Here is an 18,106-nt window from a genome sequence, read left to right as displayed (position 1 = left end):
TATATGTTTTTGCAAAACCTGATAACTAAAAATGAAAAACTGATTACGACGGCACATAAGCTGCACAAAGACGGTATTGTTTTACCCGATTCTTATATTATAGACCTTGATACGCTTTTTGAAAATGCGCAAAAAATCTTACGGGAAGCGCAAAAACACAATCTGCATTTATATTATATGACAAAACAAATCGGCCGTAATCCGTATATAGCAAAAAAACTTGAAACTATGGGATTTGACGGATTTGTCGCTGTCGATTATAAAGATGCCCGCATTATGATGAAGCACAATTTAAAAGCCGGACACATAGGACACTTGGTGCAGATTCCGGAAGCAAAAATAAAAGAAATCGTTGCCTATAAGCCTGAAATAATCACCGCATATTCTCTTGAAAAGGCAAAAGCAATATCCGATGCGGCTGCCGCGTCGGGACGCATCCAAGATATTATGCTGCGTATTATCGGGCCTTCATCTCATATCTATGAAGGGCAAAAAGCCGGTACTGTTCCGGAAGAACTGTATGAATTTATACAAACACTGCAAAATTATAAGGGAGTACGTCTTTGCGGCCTTACATCGTTTCCCTGCTTTTTGTACGACAATCAAACAAAAAAAATCACAGCGACAAAAAATATTGAAGAAATGCATCGGGCAAAAGAGCTGATTGAAAGAAACTTTAATATTAAAATTTTACACATGAATATGCCTTCGGTAACAAGTATCGAAAACCTGCACATGATTAAAGCGGCAGGCGGAACGCATGGAGAACCGGGTCATGCACTGACGGGAACCACCCCCTTTAACCTGCACGCCGATTCCGTTGAAAAACCGGCCTATATTTACGTTTCTGAAATATCGCATGTTTTTAAAAATAAATCATACTTTTTCGGCGGCGGTTATTATGCACGCGGACATCTTGAACAAGTCCTTATAGAAGATGGCACAGGACAATTGCAAAAAAAAGAGGTATCCTCTTTTTCGCCCGGAAACATAGACTATTATTTGGAAGTCAATTCAAAACAGAGTATCGGAAAAACCGTTTTAGGTTGTTTCAGAACACAAATGTTTGTTACGCGTTCCGACATTGTTTTGACAGAAGGCATTCAAAGCGGCAACCCCGTTATTACCGGAATTTATACACCGGAAGGAATAAAAAAGGATTTTTAAATGGCTCGTTTTATTGTTTTGGTTATAGACAGTTACGGAATAGGTTATATGGACGATGTGCAGCAAGTACGCCCCCGCGATTACGGAGCAAATACCTGCCGCCATATATTCGACGCCGTTCCCGATTTATATCTTCCCGGCCTTGAACGTCTGGGATTGATGAACGCACTCGGATACGATTACAAAAAGATGAAAATCAATCCCGATGCCGTATTCGGAAAATCGAAATTGCAGCATCACGGCGGCGATACCTTTTTAGGGCATCAGGAAATTATGGGGACACTCACAAAAAAGCCCGTAATGAAGCCCTTTTCTTTTTATATAGATGCAGCGGAAACGGCTTTAAAAAAAGCGGGATATTCGGTTGTCCGCAGAAAAAAAACGGCGGAGTACCTATGGGTAAATGATTGTGTTGCCGTCGGCGATAATTTGGAAACGGATCCGGGACAGGTATACAATGTAACGACAAGCTTTCAAAATATTTCTTTTGAAGAAGAATTAAAAATAGCACAGATTGTGAGGAGCGTTACGAAAGTAGAACGGGTAATCGTCTTCGGAGGAACGCAGGCAACGGTTGAGACAATCCTTGCTGCCGAAACGGAACGCGACGGAATATATATCGGTATCGATGCACCTAAATCACAAGTATATGAAGCAGGCTATATGGTAAGACATTTGGGCTACGGTATAAATCCGAAAGTACAGCTTCCCTCGATTTTGGGAGAAAGAGATATTCCCGTAATACTCATAGGAAAAGTTGCGGATATAGTGGCAAACGATTCAGGAAAAAGCTTTATGAATCTTGTCGATACCCGCACGATTTTGGAACTGACTCTTAAACAAATAAAATCCTGTCCTCACGGCTTTATCTGCACAAACATACAGGAAAGCGACCTTGCAGGACATTCTCAAAATCCGCACAGATATGCACAAACGCTTACGATAACCGATTCTTATATAGAAAAAATCACCGCATTGATGGGCAAAGAAGATATATTGATTGTAACCGCAGACCACGGCAACGATCCGACAATCGGACATTCTCAGCACACACGAGAATATGTTCCGCTTTTAATATATAAACAGGGATTGAAAGATATATACATCGGAACAAGAGAAACTATGGCGGACACGGCGGCCGCTGCGGCCGATTTTTTTGCCGTACCCCGTCCGGAATCGGGTACAAGTTTTTTACCTCTTTTAGAATAAGCGGAATTTTATGCTTTCTTTGTCCCCGGATTCTTCATTCTTCTCTTTTCACGACATCTTTATATGATAAATCGTCGATGTTTCCTGCATACCTTTAAAGCGGATATACTGGCGCTGTACCGTTTTTGTAACCGAAGCTATTGCACGCTTTACTTCTTTATTATCAAACAGTTCTTCCGAAACAACAACCTCATTCGGCAAGGCCGCACCCTGAATTCGGGCCGCGGTATTTACGGTTGAACCGAAATAGTCCAGCCTGTCGTTAAGCGTTACGACAATCGCAGGTCCTGTGTGCATACCGATTTTTACTTCGATTTTTTCATTGTTATCTTTTTGTGCGTAGTGTTTGATTAATTCTTCTTGCGCTTCCAGTGCGGCTTTAACGGCTTGCTCCGAATAGGTAAAAACGCCCATAACCGCATCGCCTATTGTTTTAATCGGTACTCCGTCATATCGCTTTATAACATCAAAGAGGATTTTAAAATGCTCTCGTACCAAAGCAAAGGCTTTTGCATCTCCCAATTCTTCGTACATACGGGTTGAACCTTTGATATCGGTAAATAAAATCACCGATTTCATTATACGAAGCGATTGATCAAAGGGTAAAACATCCGAACCCATAAGAGAACGGTAGAGGTCGTTTTGAATCAAATCGACCGCCCTGATTGCATTCGGATTTTTCCATGTGCAGTACTTGCCTTGAGTTACCTCACTGTCTATAGCCGCCTTATACTCCTGTTTTAAGGAGGGGGCTCCCCGATTCAAGGCCGGATGAATTGAAAAAAACACCTCGATATTGTCGTCCAAAGTATTTGTAAAAGACTTTTGACAGGCGGGACAAAAATCTTCGGAAACCGCTTCGTGCACCGATAAACTTTCGTTTACCACAGTACCGCATGTCGGACAGTGATAAATCCAATCAATAAGAAAATGTCCGTCATGTACCCCTTGAATAAAAATATTCAACACCGTTTTTCTATCCAGTTTAAGCTTGCCGGCTATACCGTATACATCGATGTGAAATAAATCCGTATCGGAAAAGGCCGTCAATTCCGAAGCAACCGCATCCGCCGCATTTTGATTATGTATGTATGTTAATTTCATATCCATAAAATTCCCCCATATATATTATAAACAGCCGATCTGTAAATAAATTACAATAAAAATAATACCGCTCTTGTATCGATAATGGCGGAAAACGCTTTGGCATCCTATGAATGGCTGCGTGACAATATAAACGTCGCCTTTATCCAAGACCGCGTTCAGCAGTTCGGCGGACACTCGGTTCCCAGAGCCTGCATTCCCCGGGGCAATTCGGGTTATGGGCTTACCGAGCCTTTATTGAAAAAATGTGAAGAATTAGACGTAGATATTTTTTACAATACAAAGGCTGTAAAATTACTGCAAAATAAGGACGTTATCAGCGGAGTAAAGGCCGAAAACAAGGGTAAAACCGTCACCTTTAAAGCTTCCAAGGCGGTTATTCTTGCAACGGGCGGATTCGGTGCAAACATCGCGATGCGCGAAGAATACAATCCCGAATACGGGAAAAAATATAAAACAACCTGTTTAAAAGCTTCTCAGGGCGACGGTATCGTAATGGCAAAAGAAGCCGGAGCCCGGCTCGTCGACATGGAATACATACAGGTATATCCCACATGTAATCCCTTAACCGGCATTATATCCTATGTTGCAAACGCCAGATTCGACGGTGCCGTGCTGGTCAATAAAGAAGGCCGGCGCTTTACGAATGAAGGCGGAAGACGCGATGTTATCTCTCAAGGTATTCTTTCTCAAACGGATGCTTGCGCATATTTGGTATGGGGTAACGAAATCGAGTCAATCGGCAAGATGACCGAGCTGCACCGCAACGAATATGCAAATATGGAAAAAAATAAATTGATTGTAAAAGCGGACAGCTTAAAAGAAGCGGCAGCCTTTTTCGGCATTGACGAAAAAGCGTTCAGTGCCGAAATCGAAAAATTCAATACCTTCGCTGCAAATAAAAAAGATACGGATTTTAATAAAACGGGAGCTTTACGCAAAATCGAAACGGGTCCGTTTTTTATTCAAAAAGTGTCGCCCGCTACCCACCACACAATGGGAGGACTTGCGATTAACGAAAAAGCTCAGGTAAAATCGGCAGACGGCGGTTTTATCAAAGGGCTGTATGCTGCAGGCGAAGTTACCGGCGGCATTCACGGCACAAACAGATTGGGCGGTAATGCGATAACCGATATTATCACCTTCGGCCGTATTGCGGGACAAAACGCAGCGGAATAAAATCAATAAAATTCGGAGCGCAAAGAAGAAAACCGATTGCAAAATATCGGTCTTCTTTGCGTTTACATCCGCTGCTGATACCGGCGTGATTTGCCCGGCGTCGCAGACTAGGGTCCCATAATCGCAATCACGCAAGCGTCGGGATTATCATTCATCATTTTCCGTATTCGTGCGGTAAAACGTTTGTAAAAATCTATTGCGCAGCCTATATTTTCGCGCATACATTTTTCCGCTCGATCGGGTTCTTTTGGCACGTATCCTTTTTGAATGTATTCTTCGAGATTTATGACTTCATCATCCGATATGTAATTAAAATGAGGCGCCATAGATTTTTTTAACTCATCGGTCAAGGGATTGTCATAATCGTTTTCAAATAAATAGGCATAGGTATCTATCTCATTCAGCATACGTTCCATTGCTTCATACGTGTAAAAATTATATTCCAAATACCATTCAAACTCCGCAGGAACGGCGCGCGATATATCATAGTAATCACGTTTTACATTGTATTCAAGGTCGGTATCAAAATATTTTTTAAAAAAATAGTACAGAAAATGAAGAATATCATCTTCTTCTATGGAAATCTCATCCGCGTACAATTTAACATCAAAAACGTCATCTTCTTTATTCTTTTTCAAAACGGCAGGATGAAACCAAAAATATGATGAAGGATCGTGACCTTCAATAATTTCTATTTCAAATGTCCGCATTATCCGAGAACCCCTGACATATGATTTTTAAGTATACATCCGCTTAAAGTATCGATGTTTTTCGAGCATATTTGCAGTATATATCAAGATGAACGTATTGACAACGATAAAATCGATAAGATTTGCAGCTTACTTGCCTTACGGCTTTTTTTTGTATATAATTAAAAGTCTTCTTATGAGTCAAACAATTCAAGCTTTTTTAGGAATTATTTTACAGGCCTTTCCCTTTTTAATTACGGGAGTGCTTTTATCCTCTCTTATAGGAATGTTTGTGTCGCGCCGCTTTATAGAGCGGTATTTTCCGAAAAACCTTGCAGGCGGTATTGTTTTTGCCTTAATCGGAGGATTTTGTCTTCCCGTTTGCGACTGCGTTTCAATTCCCGTGTTCCGCTCGCTTGTAAAAAAAGGTATTCCGCTCACGTCGGCAATCGTTTTTATGTGCGCCTCTCCGGTTATAAATCCCGTGGTTATCCTTTCCACCTACTACGCTTTCGGCGGCAATGTGCGCATTGTTGCGGCGCGGGCCTTGCTGGGCATTGTCTGTGCGGTACTGACCGGTCTGTCTTTTTTAATTAAAAAACCGCATAACCCCCTCAAACACGGAGAGACCGAATCTTCCTGTACCTGCTCATGCTGTGAAGCCGGAACGGATTCACATACGGAAAAGCCGCACGCAGGGGCCTTCAATACGCTCGTTCATTTTTTGGAGCACGCAAGGCGCGAGTTTTTTGAAGTCGGCTCTTATCTTATAATCGGGGCGGCTCTTTCCGCGGCCTTTCAAACCCTCGGCGGAAAACTTCCCCTGATTACGGGAAACACGGGTAAAGCGCTTTCTTTATTTATTATGATGAGCTTTGCCTTTTTGCTTTCGCTGTGTTCTTCCTCGGATGCGGTTATAGGCAGAACCTTTATCCCGCGCTTTTCGCTCGGTTCGGTTATGGGTTTCCTCGTTTTCGGCCCGATGATGGATATTAAAAACATGCTTATGCTTTCAAGCGGCTTTACAAAACGCTTTACCCTCCGCCTGCTTATATCGTCATTTACGGTGTGTTATCTTGTAGTGCTCGGCGCAATGCTTTCGGGCCTGGAGGCTTTACTATGACGAAAAAAGAACGCGTACAGCTTTATACGGAAGCGGCAGCCTGCGCCGTATTCGGCTTTTTTCTTTTAAAATCCGTTATCGCAGGCGGATATCTTGTGTACGTTACGCCGCGCATAAAACCCTGGCTTATATTTACGGCGGCGATTATGTTTTTGTGGAGCTTTTCGGCCTTTAAAAGTTCGAAAGAAGCGCATTATCCGCTTTCTGCGGCATCGGTTTTTGTATTGCTTATTCCGCTTGTACTCATGCTCTTACCGCTTGAAAAAACCGGCATAGACAAGGTCTCCTTTGCAGGCTCCCCGGCGTTTTCATCACGCTCCGCTCCGCCCGCCCTTGCCGAAACAATGAATCCGTTTTTAAATCCTCCGGCGGAAAACAAAGCTTTCCCGGTACAAAAAAAAGAAATCGATGAGGACTCTCTTTTACAAAAAAAGCCCAAGCCCTATACAAAGCTTGCAGGCTATGATGCCGAAAACCGCAGTATTACCGTGCATAATGATGATTTTTTGGATTGGACGGATGCCGTTTATAAACACCCCGCTGATTTTGACGGCTGGCATATTGAAATTACGGGTATGATTTTTTATGACAGTCAATTTATGAAAGAAAACGAATTTATTCCCGCCCGCCTTCTTATGGTGTGCTGTGCCGCCGACCTTGTGCCTTACGGCCTTATTTGCCGTTACGATAACGCGCATAATTTGGAAAAAGGGAAATGGGTAACCGTGAGCGGCACCCTTTCCGTAGGCACTTATCACGGAAATCCCGAACCGCAAATCCTTGTGGAATCGATAAGTCCGGCCGAACGCGCTGAAGAATACGTCTATCCGCGCCGTTAGCCGCTGCCGTTCGGGAGGCTCTCCTGCCGCAGCCCCGCTTTTCCGTCTTGACAGGGACATTTTTCGGGCGCATACTGTGTGTATGAGCGACAGCGAATCGGTAGAAAAACTTCAAAAAATTATGGACGAAAGCTCTTCCGTCGTGTTTTTCGGCGGGGCGGGCGTTTCAACCGAAAGCGGCATTCCCGACTTCCGCAGCACCGACGGCTTATACAACCAACAGTGGCGCTACCCGCCCGAAACGATTTTAAGCCGCAGTTTTTTTTATGCACAAACCGCCGAATTTTACCGCTTTTACCGCGCAAAAATCATCGTTCAGGGAGCAAAACCGAATCCCGCGCATATAAAACTTGCCGAACTTGAAAAAGCGGGCAAGGTTAAGGCGGTTATCACCCAAAACATAGACGGTCTTCATCAGGCGGCGGGAAGCGAGGTTGTATACGAACTTCACGGAAGCATTTTACGCAATTACTGCGAACACTGCCGCGCCTTTTATTCGCTTGAAGATATTATACAAAACAAGGGAGCCGACGGCATTCCGCGCTGCACAAAAACCGCAGGCTGCGCGGGGGTCATCAAGCCCGACGTTGTCCTCTACGAAGAAAGCTTAAACACCGACGTGCTTACCAAAAGCATTGAAGCAATCCGAAACGCCGACACCCTCATCATAGGCGGAACTTCCCTCGCCGTCTACCCTGCAGCTTCCCTTATTCACTACTTTAGGGGCAGCCGCCTCGTCCTTGTAAACAAGGGCGAAACCTCCGCCGACACGAGGGCCGACTTACTTATACGCGAGCCCATCGGACAGGTGTTTGAACGGATTCGGGTGTAGGGAAAAAGCGGAGAGAAGAGGATGAAGAATATATCCTATCTGTTTATAACGATGAAATACTGCAAAAATTGATGTCGGCGCTAAGGACTGCAGAAAAAAAATTTGATTTAAGGAAGATTCGATTGACAGACAGACAACACATTACAATAAAGAATATTAGTACATATACACGCGGAAGATATGGACGTCAAGCAAGACTTATTGCAAGAAGAGCTGAAAAAAATATGAAAGAAAAAATTGTCGGTTTGCTTTTGTTAAATTTTTCAATCTTATTTGCAATAGATTTTATAGCAATCCCAGCATCAAACGCGGTTTCGATAGGATCAAATAGATTTATTTATTATGAAGATTATTATAAGAAAAAGCCGGAAAAAATTGTGTATAGATATCCTGAAAAAACAGTAGAATTAGATTCATATCTAATATCTAAATACTTAATATCCAATAAGTTGTTTAATGATTTTCTGGTTGATACACAATATGATTTGAAAGTACTTTCAGAGTTTGAATATTGGCGGGATTATTTTGATAACCATAAAACTGCAAATAAGCACTTTGAATTGGCAAGTTTTTATGAAGGAATGATGTTTTGTCAGTGGCTTTCCAATAGGCAGGGAAAGACATATAGATTTCCGACAAATGCGGAATGGGAATACGCCGCGATGAAAAACAGTAAGTCAATTTATCCTTTCGGGAATAAAAACGGTTTATTTAAATCAATTGAAACTATTGTTGATACGAGACGAAGTTTTCTTGATATAGGATCTATAAATGAAGATATTTCTCCGTTTGGTGTAGAAGGTATGTTCGGAGGGAATGAATATGTACTGGATTCTTTTGATGGAAAAAACTATGATAACTTTAAAAATAAGCAAAAAAATCCATTGATGTTTTCAACTAGCTCAATGTTTTCAATTAGAAGCGGTGATATACGGTACAACGAGAACAGAGATGATGGCTTTGGATTGTTTTATGAAAATATGCTCCCTTTTGATTCATGTATTTCCACAAATTCAGGTATCCGACTTGTTGAGGATACCGGCATTATATTTAATCAAACTGAAATAGACGAATGCATTTTTTTTCAAAATCGCGGCAAAATACACACTTTTACAAATATTTATATCAAGCCGGATTATTCCTTTCATGATCAAAAAACTTTAAAAGAAAAGACTGAGGTCCTAACGCTCTTTCAAACATTAGATAAAAACTGGTTACGGATTATTTACAAGGAAGATGATATTTGGTTAACGGGCTGGGTTCCATCCTGTTGTATATTATTGTCGAATAAACCATGGTATGAAGCTCCCTTGTAATAGCAAATATAGTTTACGCAGATATGGGGTTAGTTCAGAGCTTAGATCGACCTTGGAAGTGAGGGGATGAACTTTCCCGCCAAGAAGAAATAAAGATGTATATGCCAAAAAGGTTTGAAGATATACATACGAATTTACAAGTCTGCGGGTTTTTGCAGTGTAAAAACCCGGTAAGCACCAGCTCCCGCAGGAAGCCGTGCGTCCTTATTCCGCAAAAAGATAAAACATTGACACAACGTTACCTTGTATTACAATGTATTCACAGGAGATTCGTATCATGGCTATGACTGCAACCGCAACATTCAGAACAACACAGGAAAATAAAAAGCGTGTAGAGTATCTGGCAAAGGCGACAAAGCGGAGCTCGGGCTTTTTTTACAATGAACTGCTTACCCGCTATCTCGATGATCTTGAGGACATTTATCTGGGCGAAAAAATACGGGAGGATATCAGAAGCGGAAAAGAAAAAACCGTTCCTGCGGAAGAAGTATTTGCTAAAGCGGGTCTATGAAAGTCGAATTTTCCGGCACGGCGGAAAACCGGTTTTTAAGACTCGACAAGCCGATTCAAAAATTAATACAAAAATATATTATCGAACTTACCGGGCTTCACAATCCGAGAACAAGGGGCAAAGCTCTTTCCGGTAATCTTTCGGGCCTATGGAGATACAGGGTCGGAAACTACAGATTGATTTGCAGCATTGAAGACACAAGACTCATCATAGAAATATTAAGAAACACGCACCGCCGAAAGATTTACCGCGGCAAGTAAAGAAGGGGTAGCGGACAAGGGAGCTTAGAGCGACCTTGGAAGCGAGGGGAAGGCTTTCCCCTACAAAGATAATAGCGATTGACAATACTATTGCGCAGTAGTACTATTAAAATATATGATATACTCGTGGGGAAATAAAGACACCGAAAAGATATGGAACGGTTTTTTTGTACGTTCTTTGCCTCATGATATACAGCGCATTGCAAAAAGAAAATTAGTACATATACACGCAGCAAAAAATATTGACGATTTGAGAGTTCCGCCGGGAAATCGGTTGGAAAAACTCGGCGGAGACAAGGCGGGAATATGGTCTATACGGATAAATGAGCAATGGCGCATTTGTTTTAGATGGGAAGCGGGAAACGCTTTTAACGTTATAATAATTGATTATCATTGAGCGGGAGACGGAAATGGAAAAAAGAATCAGTCCCATTCATCCGGGAGAAATACTGCGTGAAGACTTTTTAATTCCGATGAACATAAGTGCCTATAGGCTGGCAAAAGATACTTTTATCGACCAAACGCGGATAAGCGAAATTATTAAAGGGAAACGCTCCGTAACGATAGATACTGCCCTGCGCTTTTCCGAATATTTCGGTACAAGTGCCGAATTTTGGATAAATATACAAACCCAATATGATATGGAAATCAAACGGAACCTGCTGCAAGACGAGCTGAAAAAAATCCGTCCTGTAAAATATGCATAAGACGAATATTTTTTACGCCCTTCTCTGCTTGCATAAATTATGTATAAATGATATAATTTACGTATATTTATACAAAAAAGGCGGTTTCTATGAATAAAGAAAAAATCATATTGTCATATTCGGGCGGTTTGGATACGACGGTTATTATTCCCTGGCTTGCCGAAAACTTCGACTACGAGGTGATTGCGGTGTGCGTCAATGTGGGGCAGCAGGAGGATTGGGAGAGTATCAAAAACCGTGCCCTTGCGACGGGTGCAAAGGATTGTATTATAGTCGATGCGCGCGAAGAGTATGTGAAGGACTATATTTTTCCCGCGTTGAAGGCGCAGGCGGTGTACGAAAGTTCTTACTTATTGGGAACGGCGACGGCGCGGCCGCTTATCGGAAAGATTCTTGCCGAAACGGCGCATAAAGAGGGGGCCGCTGCGATTTGTCACGGTGCGACGGGTAAGGGTAACGATCAAATCCGTTTTGAACTTGCGATAAAGGCTTTTGCCCCGGACGTAAAAATTATTGCGGCATGGCGCCATCCGAAGTGGGATATGGACAGCCGGGAGGCCGAAATCGCCTATCTTGAAAAACGGGGCATTCCCGTTCCGATGAAAAAGGACCAATCCTACAGCCGGGATGAAAACATTTGGCATTTGTCGCATGAGGGCTTGGAATTGGAAGCGCCGGAAAACGAAGCGAATTACAAGCACATGCTCAAATTGACGACGGTTCCCGAAGAAGCTCCCGAATCGGGCGAATACGTGAGTATCGACTTTGAAAAGGGGGTACCGGTCGGCGTAAACGGTCAAAAGCTTTCTCCTGCGGCCTTGGTAGATGAATTGAACAAAATAGGCGGGCGGAACGGTGTGGGCTTAACCGACCTTGTGGAAAACCGTGTTGTCGGCATAAAAAGCCGGGGTGTCTACGAAACGCCGGGCGGAAGCATTTTATATTTTGCCCATGAAATGCTTGAACACTTGTGCCTCGACCGCGATACCTATCAGTTTAAGCAGCATATCGCCCTTAAGATAAGCGAATTGATTTACGGCGGCAAGTGGTTTACGCCCCTTATGCGCGCCCTTAACGCCTTTGTCGATTCGACGCAAAACACGGTTACGGGAAATATAAAGCTCAAGCTCTATAAGGGTTCGATACGGGCGGCAGGCTCTTCTTCGCCCTATTCTTTGTACAACGAAAGCATTGCAAGCTTTAAAACGGGAGACTTGTACGACCATCATGACGCCGAAGGCTTTATTACCCTTTACGGGCTTCCGACAGCGGTACGCGCTATGATGGAAAAGGAAAACGGACTTCCTCCGCAGTCGCTGTAAAGACGGGTACGCGGCGGCCGTTCCGGCAGACGGTGCGGCAGCCGGCGGGAGCCGGGAAAGTGCGTATGGGCAGCTTAAAAGCGGATTTTATTCCTTTATTTTTTGAAAATATCGCTATGCGTTCCCGTATCAACAAGCGTCATTACTAAAACACTTTCCTTCTTTATCATACTTCACAATCTGCAAGTAATTCTTTTGCATTTTTGTAGGATTTAGCGGAAGCATCACGGCTGATTTTCCGTGCTTCATTAATTGCTTCTAAAACCGATAATGAGAATTCTTCTTGCGGAGGGACAATTTCAAAAGGAATCCTTTGTTGATTTATAGCTTGTTTTAAAAACAATCTGATTGCAGTTGTTGTATCAATACCCAGTGAATTAAAAAGTATGTCCGCTTCTTTTTTTATTTGACTGTCGATTCTGGTTTGCAATACGGCCATTGGCATAATCAACCCTCCTTTATACAGTGTTTTATATTACAAATATATTATATTTACAGTGTATTTGCAACATTTTTTATTAAAATTTCCGTCTTTTTATATAAAAGATATAAGGTACTAAAGCCTTATTTTTTGAATTGAAAATTCGGCCGCTTGCGAATATAATAATATAATAAAGGGAGGCATAAAAATTGGCAAACGCTTTTATTTTTTTTATCTTTTTGTTATTGTGGCTTGGCCCTGTAATTCCCGGTATCATCGTCGCAAAAAAGAAAAACCGTTCCGTACATTGGATGTGGCTTTCCGTTTGGCCCGGAATCGGTTTATGGGTATTGATAATCATGATTATTTTAAAGCCCTTAAAAGTATGTTCGGTTTGCGGTAAAAAAGTCGGGCAGGAGGCGAAGGTGTGTCCGTATTGCACTACACCGTACGAACGGATTCCCCGCTCGGAAGAAGAACGGAAGATCGAAAAGAAAGAATCGATGATAAAACTCATCGGTATTATAAGTATTGCGTTTGTAATAGCGTCTGTTTTTATTACCGTTATTTTTATCTCGGTAACTGCGGCATTTACGAATTCCGAACCCTATCAACATACAATAAAACTGATACGGGACAATCGGGAACTGCAAGAGTATCTGGGTGAAAACTTTGAACGAAAAGGCATGATAAGCGGTTCAATAAGCACAAGCGGAGATTCATCGGGTAAAGCGGAAATGTCATTTAAATTGAAAGGCGACAACGGAATATCGAGGGTCTATGTTGACGCTTACAAAGAAAACGGAATTTGGAATTACAACAAGATAGTGTTTTATAAAAAACCGGGCGAACCGGAATCGGTTAATTTGTTGGATACACCCGATATTAAATCAAACCGATAACCTGCTATCTCCGCTTCATGCAATAATAATGCGACGCTGTTTTTGCAAAATGCTATATCTTTGTATGACTTTATCTATTGTCTTTATGGCGTATCAGCCATTGTTTTATTTCTTCTTTTTCAATTTTTCCGGAAGCAACACCTAAACCGAGCAGCGTCAATTCTTCTTGAGAATAAATGATTCTTTTTTGATTTATTTCTAAAAACAGCAACATCAAATGGACTCCTATTCTCTTATTTCCTTATAAGCTTCCATATTTTGATTTATAAGCGAATCCGAAACGGCATACAGCTCTTCATTCGGAATTGTCCGGAATTGAGTTTTGTCTTCATCCAAAACAGTAATTATTACTTTCCGTCCGTTATATTTTTTAAGAGAAAAATCATCTGTAAGAACAACATTTCCTTGTATTACTCCGGTCGTTGTAAACATCAGAACCTCCTAAAATTCTACATATCATCCTTATCACAAGATTCTTTAACGGATAAACAAAATTTTCACATATACTGTAGTTATAATATATTGAAAATCAGGTAACGTCAATCAAAACCTTCTTTTACCATAACCTTTTTACTTTACACGGCAAAATCGGCTTATATGCAATTTAAACCGCCGTAAAAGAAGGCTCCTCTTCGGTGACTTTGTAACCCTCCGTATTTGACAACTATTTGTACCGATGTTAAAATCGCAGTATTCGGGGGCTGTTAAAAAGCGGTCGGTTTTAAGGCAGTCCCTTTTCTTGGAGGTTCGTTATGAGTAAAAAGGTTGTCATTATAGGCGGTGTTGCAGGAGGCGCTTCCGTTGCCGCGCGCGTACGCAGGCTTGACGAGGGTGCCGACATTACGATGTTTGAACGCGGAGAACATGTTTCTTTTTCAAACTGCGCCCTTCCCTTTTTTCTGAGCCGCACGGTTGAAGACAGCGAACGTCTTGTTTTAATGAACCCTCCCAAATTCTTAAAGCAGTATAATATCAAAGCAAAAACAAAACATGAAGTTTTAAAAATCAATCCCGAACAAAAAACGGTACTCGTAAAAGACCTCGATACGGGAAAAGAATTCGGCGAAAGCTATGACGTCCTCGTGCTTTCCCCCGGAGCGCGCCCCGTTTTGCCGCGCAGTATCAAGGGAATCGATAAAAACCACGTTTTCGGTATCAGAAACGTAACCGATATACGCGCTCTTGACGATTATATCGGAAAACACAATGCCGAACACATAACCGTTGTCGGCGCGGGCTTTATCGGTATCGAAGCGGCGGAAAACCTCCGTCATGCGGGAAAAAAGGTAACGGTCGTCGAAAAACTGAACCAGATTTTGCCCGTTTTCGATTACGATATGGTACAGATTTTACACAAAGAAATGTACGATAAGGGAATCAATCTGATTTTGGAAAACGGTTTAAGCGAAATTACCGACACCGAAGTAATTCTTGAAAACGGCGCTAAAATAAAATCGGATGTTGTGATTTGTGCTATCGGAGTTGCCGCCGAAACCGAGCTTGCCAAAGACTGCGGAATTGAAATCGGCGAAACGGGGGCCATAAAAGTCAATCACAATTACGAAACGAGTATAAAAGACATCTATGCCGTCGGCGATGCGATTGAAGTTACGCACCGCATTACGCGCAAAAAAGCGCGGCTTACCCTTGCAGGCCCCGCCCAAAAACAGGCACGCGCGGCAGCCGATGCAATATGCGGCAAAAAAAGTACAAACCGCGGCGTTATCGGTTCTTCGGTTATCAGGTGCTTCGATTTTAATGCCGCTTCAACCGGCTTAAACGAAAAGCAATGCAAGGCCGCAGGAATCGATTACGACTATGCATATATCATCCCCGCCGACAAGGTGTCGATTATGCCCGACGCTCACCCGCTTTTTTTCAAATTGCTTTTTGCCCGGCCCACAGGCGAGATTCTCGGTGCCCAAGCAATCGGTAAGGGAAACGCCGATAAGCGCATAGACGTTATCGCAGCGATGATAGGCATGGGAGCAACAGTCGAAGACTTAAAAGAAGCCGAACTTTGCTATTCGCCACTTTACGGAACCGCAAAGGATGCGGTAAATTACGCGGCCCTCGTCGCATCCAACCTTTTGGACGGAACATTCCGCCAAGTACACGTAAGCGATGTGCGCACTTTGGTTGAAAGCGGCGCCCGGTTTATCGATGTACGCGAAAAACACGAATTCGAAGCGGCTCATATCAAAAACGCAACAAACATCCCCTTAAGCGAATTGCGCGAGCGCATACACGAGATTCCCTCGGATAAGCCCGTGTACGTACACTGCCGTTCCGGTCAGCGCAGTTATAATGCCGTCTGCGCACTGCAGGGTGCGGGGAGGACAAACGTATACAATGTTTCCGGCTCCTTTTTGGGTTTGTGCGAATACGAATATTTTACGGACCGGATTTCAGGCCGCGAACCCATTGTAACCGCGTATAATTTTAAGTAAACTGAAGAGGTATTACACTATAAAGGCGGAACAATCCTATGCACACCAAAAACACACAAACCGATACTCAAAAAAACGCGCCCGCAGTTAATGCGCTCGCATCTAATGCGCTTTGGCAGGGGCGCTTTGAAAAAAAACTCTCCGATCAAGCGCTTGCATTCGAAACCTCCATTCACGTCGATTCGCTCATGGTTTTCGACGATATAAAAGGAAGCATTGCGCACGTAAAAATGCTCGGCGCACAAAACATCATACCGCAACAAGAGGCAAAAGCGATTGCGGATGAACTGCATAAAATAGAAGACGATATCCGTTCCGGCGCTTTGACAATCGACACGGGCTTTGAAGACATCCATTCTTTTATAGAACATGTTTTAACCGAGCGTCTCGGCGATACGGGGAAAAAAGTACATACAGGCAGAAGCAGAAACGACCAAATCGCCCTTGACGAACGCCTGTATCTGAGGCGCACAATCTCCGCCTTACAAAAGCGCATACTGACTTTAATCAATGCTCTGTGTACGATTGCCGAAGACCATACCGAAAGCCTTATAAGCGGCTACACCCACTTGCAGCACGCCCAGCCGGTAAGCCTTGCCCAGCATCTTTGTGCATGGGCATGGATGCTCAAGCGCGATTACGGCCGCTTTTCCGATGCCCTCGGCCGCGCAAACCTGTCGCCCCTCGGAAGTGCCGCCCTTGCAGGAAGCGGCCTTCCCCTCGACCGCTCATACACGGCACAAGAACTGGGCTTTGACGGTATCGTTCCCAATTCAATGGATGCCGTCGCCGACCGCGACTATTGTATCGAAACGGTTTCGGCCGCCGCCTTATGCATGACCCACCTTTCGCGCTTTTGTGAAGAAATCATCCTGTGGGCGTCGAGCGAATTCGGCTTTATCGATTTGGACGAACAGTGGTCTACCGGTTCAAGCATTATGCCGCAAAAGAAAAATCCCGACTTTGCCGAATTAATCCGCGGCAGGACGGGACTGGTCTACGGAGATTTAACGGCCCTCTTTACGATGATGAAGGGTCTTCCGCTCGCCTACAACCGCGATATGCAGGAAGATAAAATAAGCCTGTTCCGCGCATGCGGAACCCTCGATTCCTGTCTTGAAGTTTTTACCGAAATGATTAAAACCGCAAAGTGGAACACCGAGCGCATGGCAGCTTCATGCCGCGGCGGTTTTGCAAACGCCACCGACCTTGCCGATTATTTGGTAAAAAAAGGAATGCCCTTCAGAACCGCTCACGGCTGTGCGGCAGCGGCGGTACGGCTGTGCATCGAGCGCGGCATTCAACTTGAAGACCTTCCTTTGGAAGAATATAAGGCGATTTCGCCGCTTATCGAAAAAGACCTTTTTGAACGCCTTGAACCTTCGGCATGCCTTAAAGCAAAAAATACGGCGGGAGGGGCGGCCCCGGAACAGGTTGTCCGCCAGCTTGAAAGCTTACGCGGGTTTTACACACAAGCGGCACATGTGAAGGATAAATAAACGCAGCGGATTTATTACGCCGGGCCGAGTAAAGACGGTTTTCAATTATTCAGCTTATCCAAAATATCCTGTAAACTGTATGACGCAAGCTTTTTTTCCATTGATTTTTGCACTTCGGCAAAAAAAACGGATAAAAGGCCGTCTATTTTACTCCCGACCGGACAGCTTTGTTCGGCATTTTGATGAATTTTAAAAAGCTCGCCGTCCTTAACGGGTTCAACCGCCTTATATATGTCCAAAAAACTGATTTTTGAGGCCTTCCGCGTTAAATCGATTCCGCCGGTTCCCGCAGTGATTGTGATAATTCCCGCTTTTTTTAACTGCACCATAAGTTTTCTTATTATAACCGGATTCGTATGTACGCTTGAAGCGATAAAATCGCTTGTTATTTTATGCGTGTTTTTAAAAAATTCCACGCATAGCAGCATGTGAATGGAAATTGAAAAACCGGTGCCTATTTGCATGTGTAAGCCCTTAAAAAATCTTTTATACAGTACACCGCATTTACAATACGGGGAGTGTCAAAAAAGCAAACCGTTTTTAAGACACTCCCCGATTATACACAAAAAAAGATAA

General features: G+C 43.3%; 21 protein-coding genes. 15 read left to right on the top strand and 6 right to left on the bottom strand.

Annotated features, from left to right (window positions below):
- Positions 1-3: 3 nt before the first annotated feature.
- Positions 4-1,167 (top strand): alanine racemase, encoded by a 1,164-nt coding sequence (locus V1L52_RS02070; RefSeq protein ID WP_428770642.1) that lies wholly within the window; start codon positions 4-6, stop codon positions 1,165-1,167.
- Positions 1,168-2,376, top strand: coding sequence for a phosphopentomutase (locus V1L52_RS02065; protein ID WP_428770641.1), 1,209 nt, complete (start codon positions 1,168-1,170; stop codon positions 2,374-2,376).
- A 48-nt stretch (positions 2,377-2,424) separates the two neighbouring features.
- On the opposite strand, the gene V1L52_RS02060 is transcribed toward V1L52_RS02065, so the two are convergent.
- Positions 2,425-3,486 (bottom strand): adenylate/guanylate cyclase domain-containing protein, encoded by a 1,062-nt coding sequence (locus V1L52_RS02060; RefSeq protein ID WP_428770640.1) that lies wholly within the window; start codon positions 3,484-3,486, stop codon positions 2,425-2,427.
- A 78-nt stretch (positions 3,487-3,564) separates the two neighbouring features.
- Here V1L52_RS02060 and V1L52_RS02055 point away from each other — a divergent pair, with 78 nt between their 5' ends.
- Positions 3,565-4,659, top strand: coding sequence for an FAD-dependent oxidoreductase (locus tag V1L52_RS02055; RefSeq protein ID WP_428770639.1), 1,095 nt, complete (start codon positions 3,565-3,567; stop codon positions 4,657-4,659).
- A gap of 107 nt (positions 4,660-4,766) precedes the next feature.
- Here V1L52_RS02055 and V1L52_RS02050 read toward each other — a convergent pair whose 3' ends face one another.
- Positions 4,767-5,369 carry a hypothetical protein gene (locus V1L52_RS02050; protein WP_428770638.1) on the bottom strand — a complete coding sequence of 201 codons (603 nt, stop codon included), beginning with the start codon at positions 5,367-5,369 and terminating at the stop codon, positions 4,767-4,769.
- Between the two features lie 175 nt (positions 5,370-5,544).
- Between V1L52_RS02050 and V1L52_RS02045 the strand changes: the two genes are divergently transcribed.
- The 9 genes from V1L52_RS02045 to V1L52_RS02005 all read left to right on the top strand — a co-directional run bounded on the left by V1L52_RS02045 (position 5,545) and on the right by V1L52_RS02005 (position 12,258).
- Complete coding sequence (locus V1L52_RS02045) at positions 5,545-6,471, top strand: permease (protein WP_428770637.1); 927 nt, start codon at positions 5,545-5,547, stop codon at positions 6,469-6,471.
- On the top strand, positions 6,468-7,310 hold the full coding sequence (locus V1L52_RS02040; RefSeq protein WP_428770636.1) for a TIGR03943 family putative permease subunit: 843 nt from the start codon (positions 6,468-6,470) through the stop codon (positions 7,308-7,310). The genes V1L52_RS02045 and V1L52_RS02040 overlap by 4 nt, the downstream gene beginning before the upstream one ends.
- A gap of 82 nt (positions 7,311-7,392) precedes the next feature.
- Positions 7,393-8,142: an NAD-dependent protein deacylase gene (locus V1L52_RS02035; RefSeq protein WP_428770635.1), complete on the top strand. Its 750-nt coding sequence runs from the start codon at positions 7,393-7,395 to the stop codon at positions 8,140-8,142.
- A 122-nt stretch (positions 8,143-8,264) separates the two neighbouring features.
- Entirely contained in the window at positions 8,265-9,458 is a 1,194-nt protein-coding gene (locus tag V1L52_RS02030; RefSeq protein ID WP_428770634.1) for a formylglycine-generating enzyme family protein, read from the top strand.
- 277 nt (positions 9,459-9,735) lie between these two features.
- Positions 9,736-9,969 (top strand): type II toxin-antitoxin system RelB family antitoxin, encoded by a 234-nt coding sequence (gene relB / locus V1L52_RS02025; protein ID WP_428770633.1) that lies wholly within the window; start codon positions 9,736-9,738, stop codon positions 9,967-9,969.
- The gene (locus V1L52_RS02020) at positions 9,966-10,229 is read left to right on the top strand and encodes a type II toxin-antitoxin system RelE family toxin (RefSeq protein WP_428770632.1); all 264 of its coding nucleotides are present in this window, start codon (positions 9,966-9,968) and stop codon (positions 10,227-10,229) included. Before relB ends, V1L52_RS02020 begins: the two co-directional genes overlap by 4 nt.
- Positions 10,230-10,344: 115 nt before the next feature.
- Positions 10,345-10,626: a type II toxin-antitoxin system RelE/ParE family toxin gene (locus V1L52_RS02015; protein WP_428770631.1), complete on the top strand. Its 282-nt coding sequence runs from the start codon at positions 10,345-10,347 to the stop codon at positions 10,624-10,626.
- Between the two features lie 13 nt (positions 10,627-10,639).
- Positions 10,640-10,936: a HigA family addiction module antitoxin gene (locus tag V1L52_RS02010; RefSeq protein ID WP_428770630.1), complete on the top strand. Its 297-nt coding sequence runs from the start codon at positions 10,640-10,642 to the stop codon at positions 10,934-10,936.
- A gap of 89 nt (positions 10,937-11,025) precedes the next feature.
- Entirely contained in the window at positions 11,026-12,258 is a 1,233-nt protein-coding gene (locus tag V1L52_RS02005) for an argininosuccinate synthase (protein WP_428770629.1), read from the top strand.
- 166 nt (positions 12,259-12,424) lie between these two features.
- Here V1L52_RS02005 and V1L52_RS02000 read toward each other — a convergent pair whose 3' ends face one another.
- Complete coding sequence (locus V1L52_RS02000; protein WP_428770628.1) at positions 12,425-12,703, bottom strand: type II toxin-antitoxin system RelB/DinJ family antitoxin; 279 nt, start codon at positions 12,701-12,703, stop codon at positions 12,425-12,427.
- A 185-nt stretch (positions 12,704-12,888) separates the two neighbouring features.
- On the opposite strand from V1L52_RS02000, the gene V1L52_RS01995 reads away from it, so the two are divergent.
- On the top strand, positions 12,889-13,581 hold the full coding sequence (locus V1L52_RS01995) for a cytochrome c oxidase assembly factor Coa1 family protein (protein ID WP_428770627.1): 693 nt from the start codon (positions 12,889-12,891) through the stop codon (positions 13,579-13,581).
- A gap of 70 nt (positions 13,582-13,651) precedes the next feature.
- Here V1L52_RS01995 and V1L52_RS01990 read toward each other — a convergent pair whose 3' ends face one another.
- A complete protein-coding gene (locus tag V1L52_RS01990) occupies positions 13,652-13,795 on the bottom strand; it encodes a hypothetical protein (RefSeq protein WP_428770626.1) in 144 nt (47 codons plus the stop codon).
- Between the two features lie 11 nt (positions 13,796-13,806).
- Positions 13,807-14,013, bottom strand: coding sequence for a hypothetical protein (locus V1L52_RS01985; RefSeq protein WP_428770625.1), 207 nt, complete (start codon positions 14,011-14,013; stop codon positions 13,807-13,809).
- Positions 14,014-14,333: 320 nt separating this feature from the next.
- On the opposite strand from V1L52_RS01985, the gene V1L52_RS01980 reads away from it, so the two are divergent.
- Together V1L52_RS01980 and argH are read left to right on the top strand one after the other, a co-directional pair.
- On the top strand, positions 14,334-16,031 hold the full coding sequence (locus tag V1L52_RS01980; RefSeq protein WP_428770624.1) for an FAD-dependent oxidoreductase: 1,698 nt from the start codon (positions 14,334-14,336) through the stop codon (positions 16,029-16,031).
- A 38-nt stretch (positions 16,032-16,069) separates the two neighbouring features.
- A complete protein-coding gene (gene argH, locus V1L52_RS01975) occupies positions 16,070-17,530 on the top strand; it encodes an argininosuccinate lyase (RefSeq protein WP_428770623.1) in 1,461 nt (486 codons plus the stop codon).
- Between the two features lie 41 nt (positions 17,531-17,571).
- On the opposite strand, the gene V1L52_RS01970 is transcribed toward argH, so the two are convergent.
- Positions 17,572-17,994, bottom strand: coding sequence for an Rrf2 family transcriptional regulator (locus V1L52_RS01970; RefSeq protein WP_428770622.1), 423 nt, complete (start codon positions 17,992-17,994; stop codon positions 17,572-17,574).
- Positions 17,995-18,106 lie beyond the last annotated feature (112 nt).

Origin of the sequence: Treponema sp. HNW (assembly GCF_050320395.1) — a bacterium.
GTDB lineage: Bacteria > Spirochaetota > Spirochaetia > Treponematales > Treponemataceae > Treponema_C.
This window is presented reverse-complemented; position numbering and strand designations above follow the sequence as displayed.

Bases quoted from the DNA above. Each gene is read 5' to 3' on its own strand.
- V1L52_RS02040 (WP_428770636.1), top strand. From the start codon at position 6,468: ATGACGAAAAAAGAACGCGTACAGCTTTATACGGAAGCGGCAGCCTGC.
- V1L52_RS02005 (WP_428770629.1), top strand. From the start codon at position 11,026: ATGAATAAAGAAAAAATCATATTGTCATATTCGGGCGGTTTGGATACG.
- V1L52_RS02045 (WP_428770637.1), top strand. From the start codon at position 5,545: ATGAGTCAAACAATTCAAGCTTTTTTAGGAATTATTTTACAGGCCTTT.
- argH (WP_428770623.1), top strand. From the start codon at position 16,070: ATGCACACCAAAAACACACAAACCGATACTCAAAAAAACGCGCCCGCA.
- V1L52_RS01985 (WP_428770625.1), bottom strand. From the start codon at position 14,013: ATGTTTACAACGACCGGAGTAATACAAGGAAATGTTGTTCTTACAGAT.
- V1L52_RS02035 (WP_428770635.1), top strand. From the start codon at position 7,393: ATGAGCGACAGCGAATCGGTAGAAAAACTTCAAAAAATTATGGACGAA.
- V1L52_RS02065 (WP_428770641.1), top strand. From the start codon at position 1,168: ATGGCTCGTTTTATTGTTTTGGTTATAGACAGTTACGGAATAGGTTAT.
- V1L52_RS02020 (WP_428770632.1), top strand. From the start codon at position 9,966: ATGAAAGTCGAATTTTCCGGCACGGCGGAAAACCGGTTTTTAAGACTC.
- V1L52_RS02070 (WP_428770642.1), top strand. From the start codon at position 4: ATGTTTTTGCAAAACCTGATAACTAAAAATGAAAAACTGATTACGACG.
- relB (WP_428770633.1), top strand. From the start codon at position 9,736: ATGGCTATGACTGCAACCGCAACATTCAGAACAACACAGGAAAATAAA.
- V1L52_RS02015 (WP_428770631.1), top strand. From the start codon at position 10,345: ATGATATACTCGTGGGGAAATAAAGACACCGAAAAGATATGGAACGGT.
- V1L52_RS02050 (WP_428770638.1), bottom strand. From the start codon at position 5,369: ATGCGGACATTTGAAATAGAAATTATTGAAGGTCACGATCCTTCATCA.
- V1L52_RS01970 (WP_428770622.1), bottom strand. From the start codon at position 17,994: ATGCAAATAGGCACCGGTTTTTCAATTTCCATTCACATGCTGCTATGC.
- V1L52_RS02055 (WP_428770639.1), top strand. From the start codon at position 3,565: ATGGCGGAAAACGCTTTGGCATCCTATGAATGGCTGCGTGACAATATA.
- V1L52_RS01990 (WP_428770626.1), bottom strand. From the start codon at position 13,795: ATGTTGCTGTTTTTAGAAATAAATCAAAAAAGAATCATTTATTCTCAA.
- V1L52_RS02060 (WP_428770640.1), bottom strand. From the start codon at position 3,486: ATGGATATGAAATTAACATACATACATAATCAAAATGCGGCGGATGCG.
- V1L52_RS02010 (WP_428770630.1), top strand. From the start codon at position 10,640: ATGGAAAAAAGAATCAGTCCCATTCATCCGGGAGAAATACTGCGTGAA.
- V1L52_RS02000 (WP_428770628.1), bottom strand. From the start codon at position 12,703: ATGCCAATGGCCGTATTGCAAACCAGAATCGACAGTCAAATAAAAAAA.
- V1L52_RS01980 (WP_428770624.1), top strand. From the start codon at position 14,334: ATGAGTAAAAAGGTTGTCATTATAGGCGGTGTTGCAGGAGGCGCTTCC.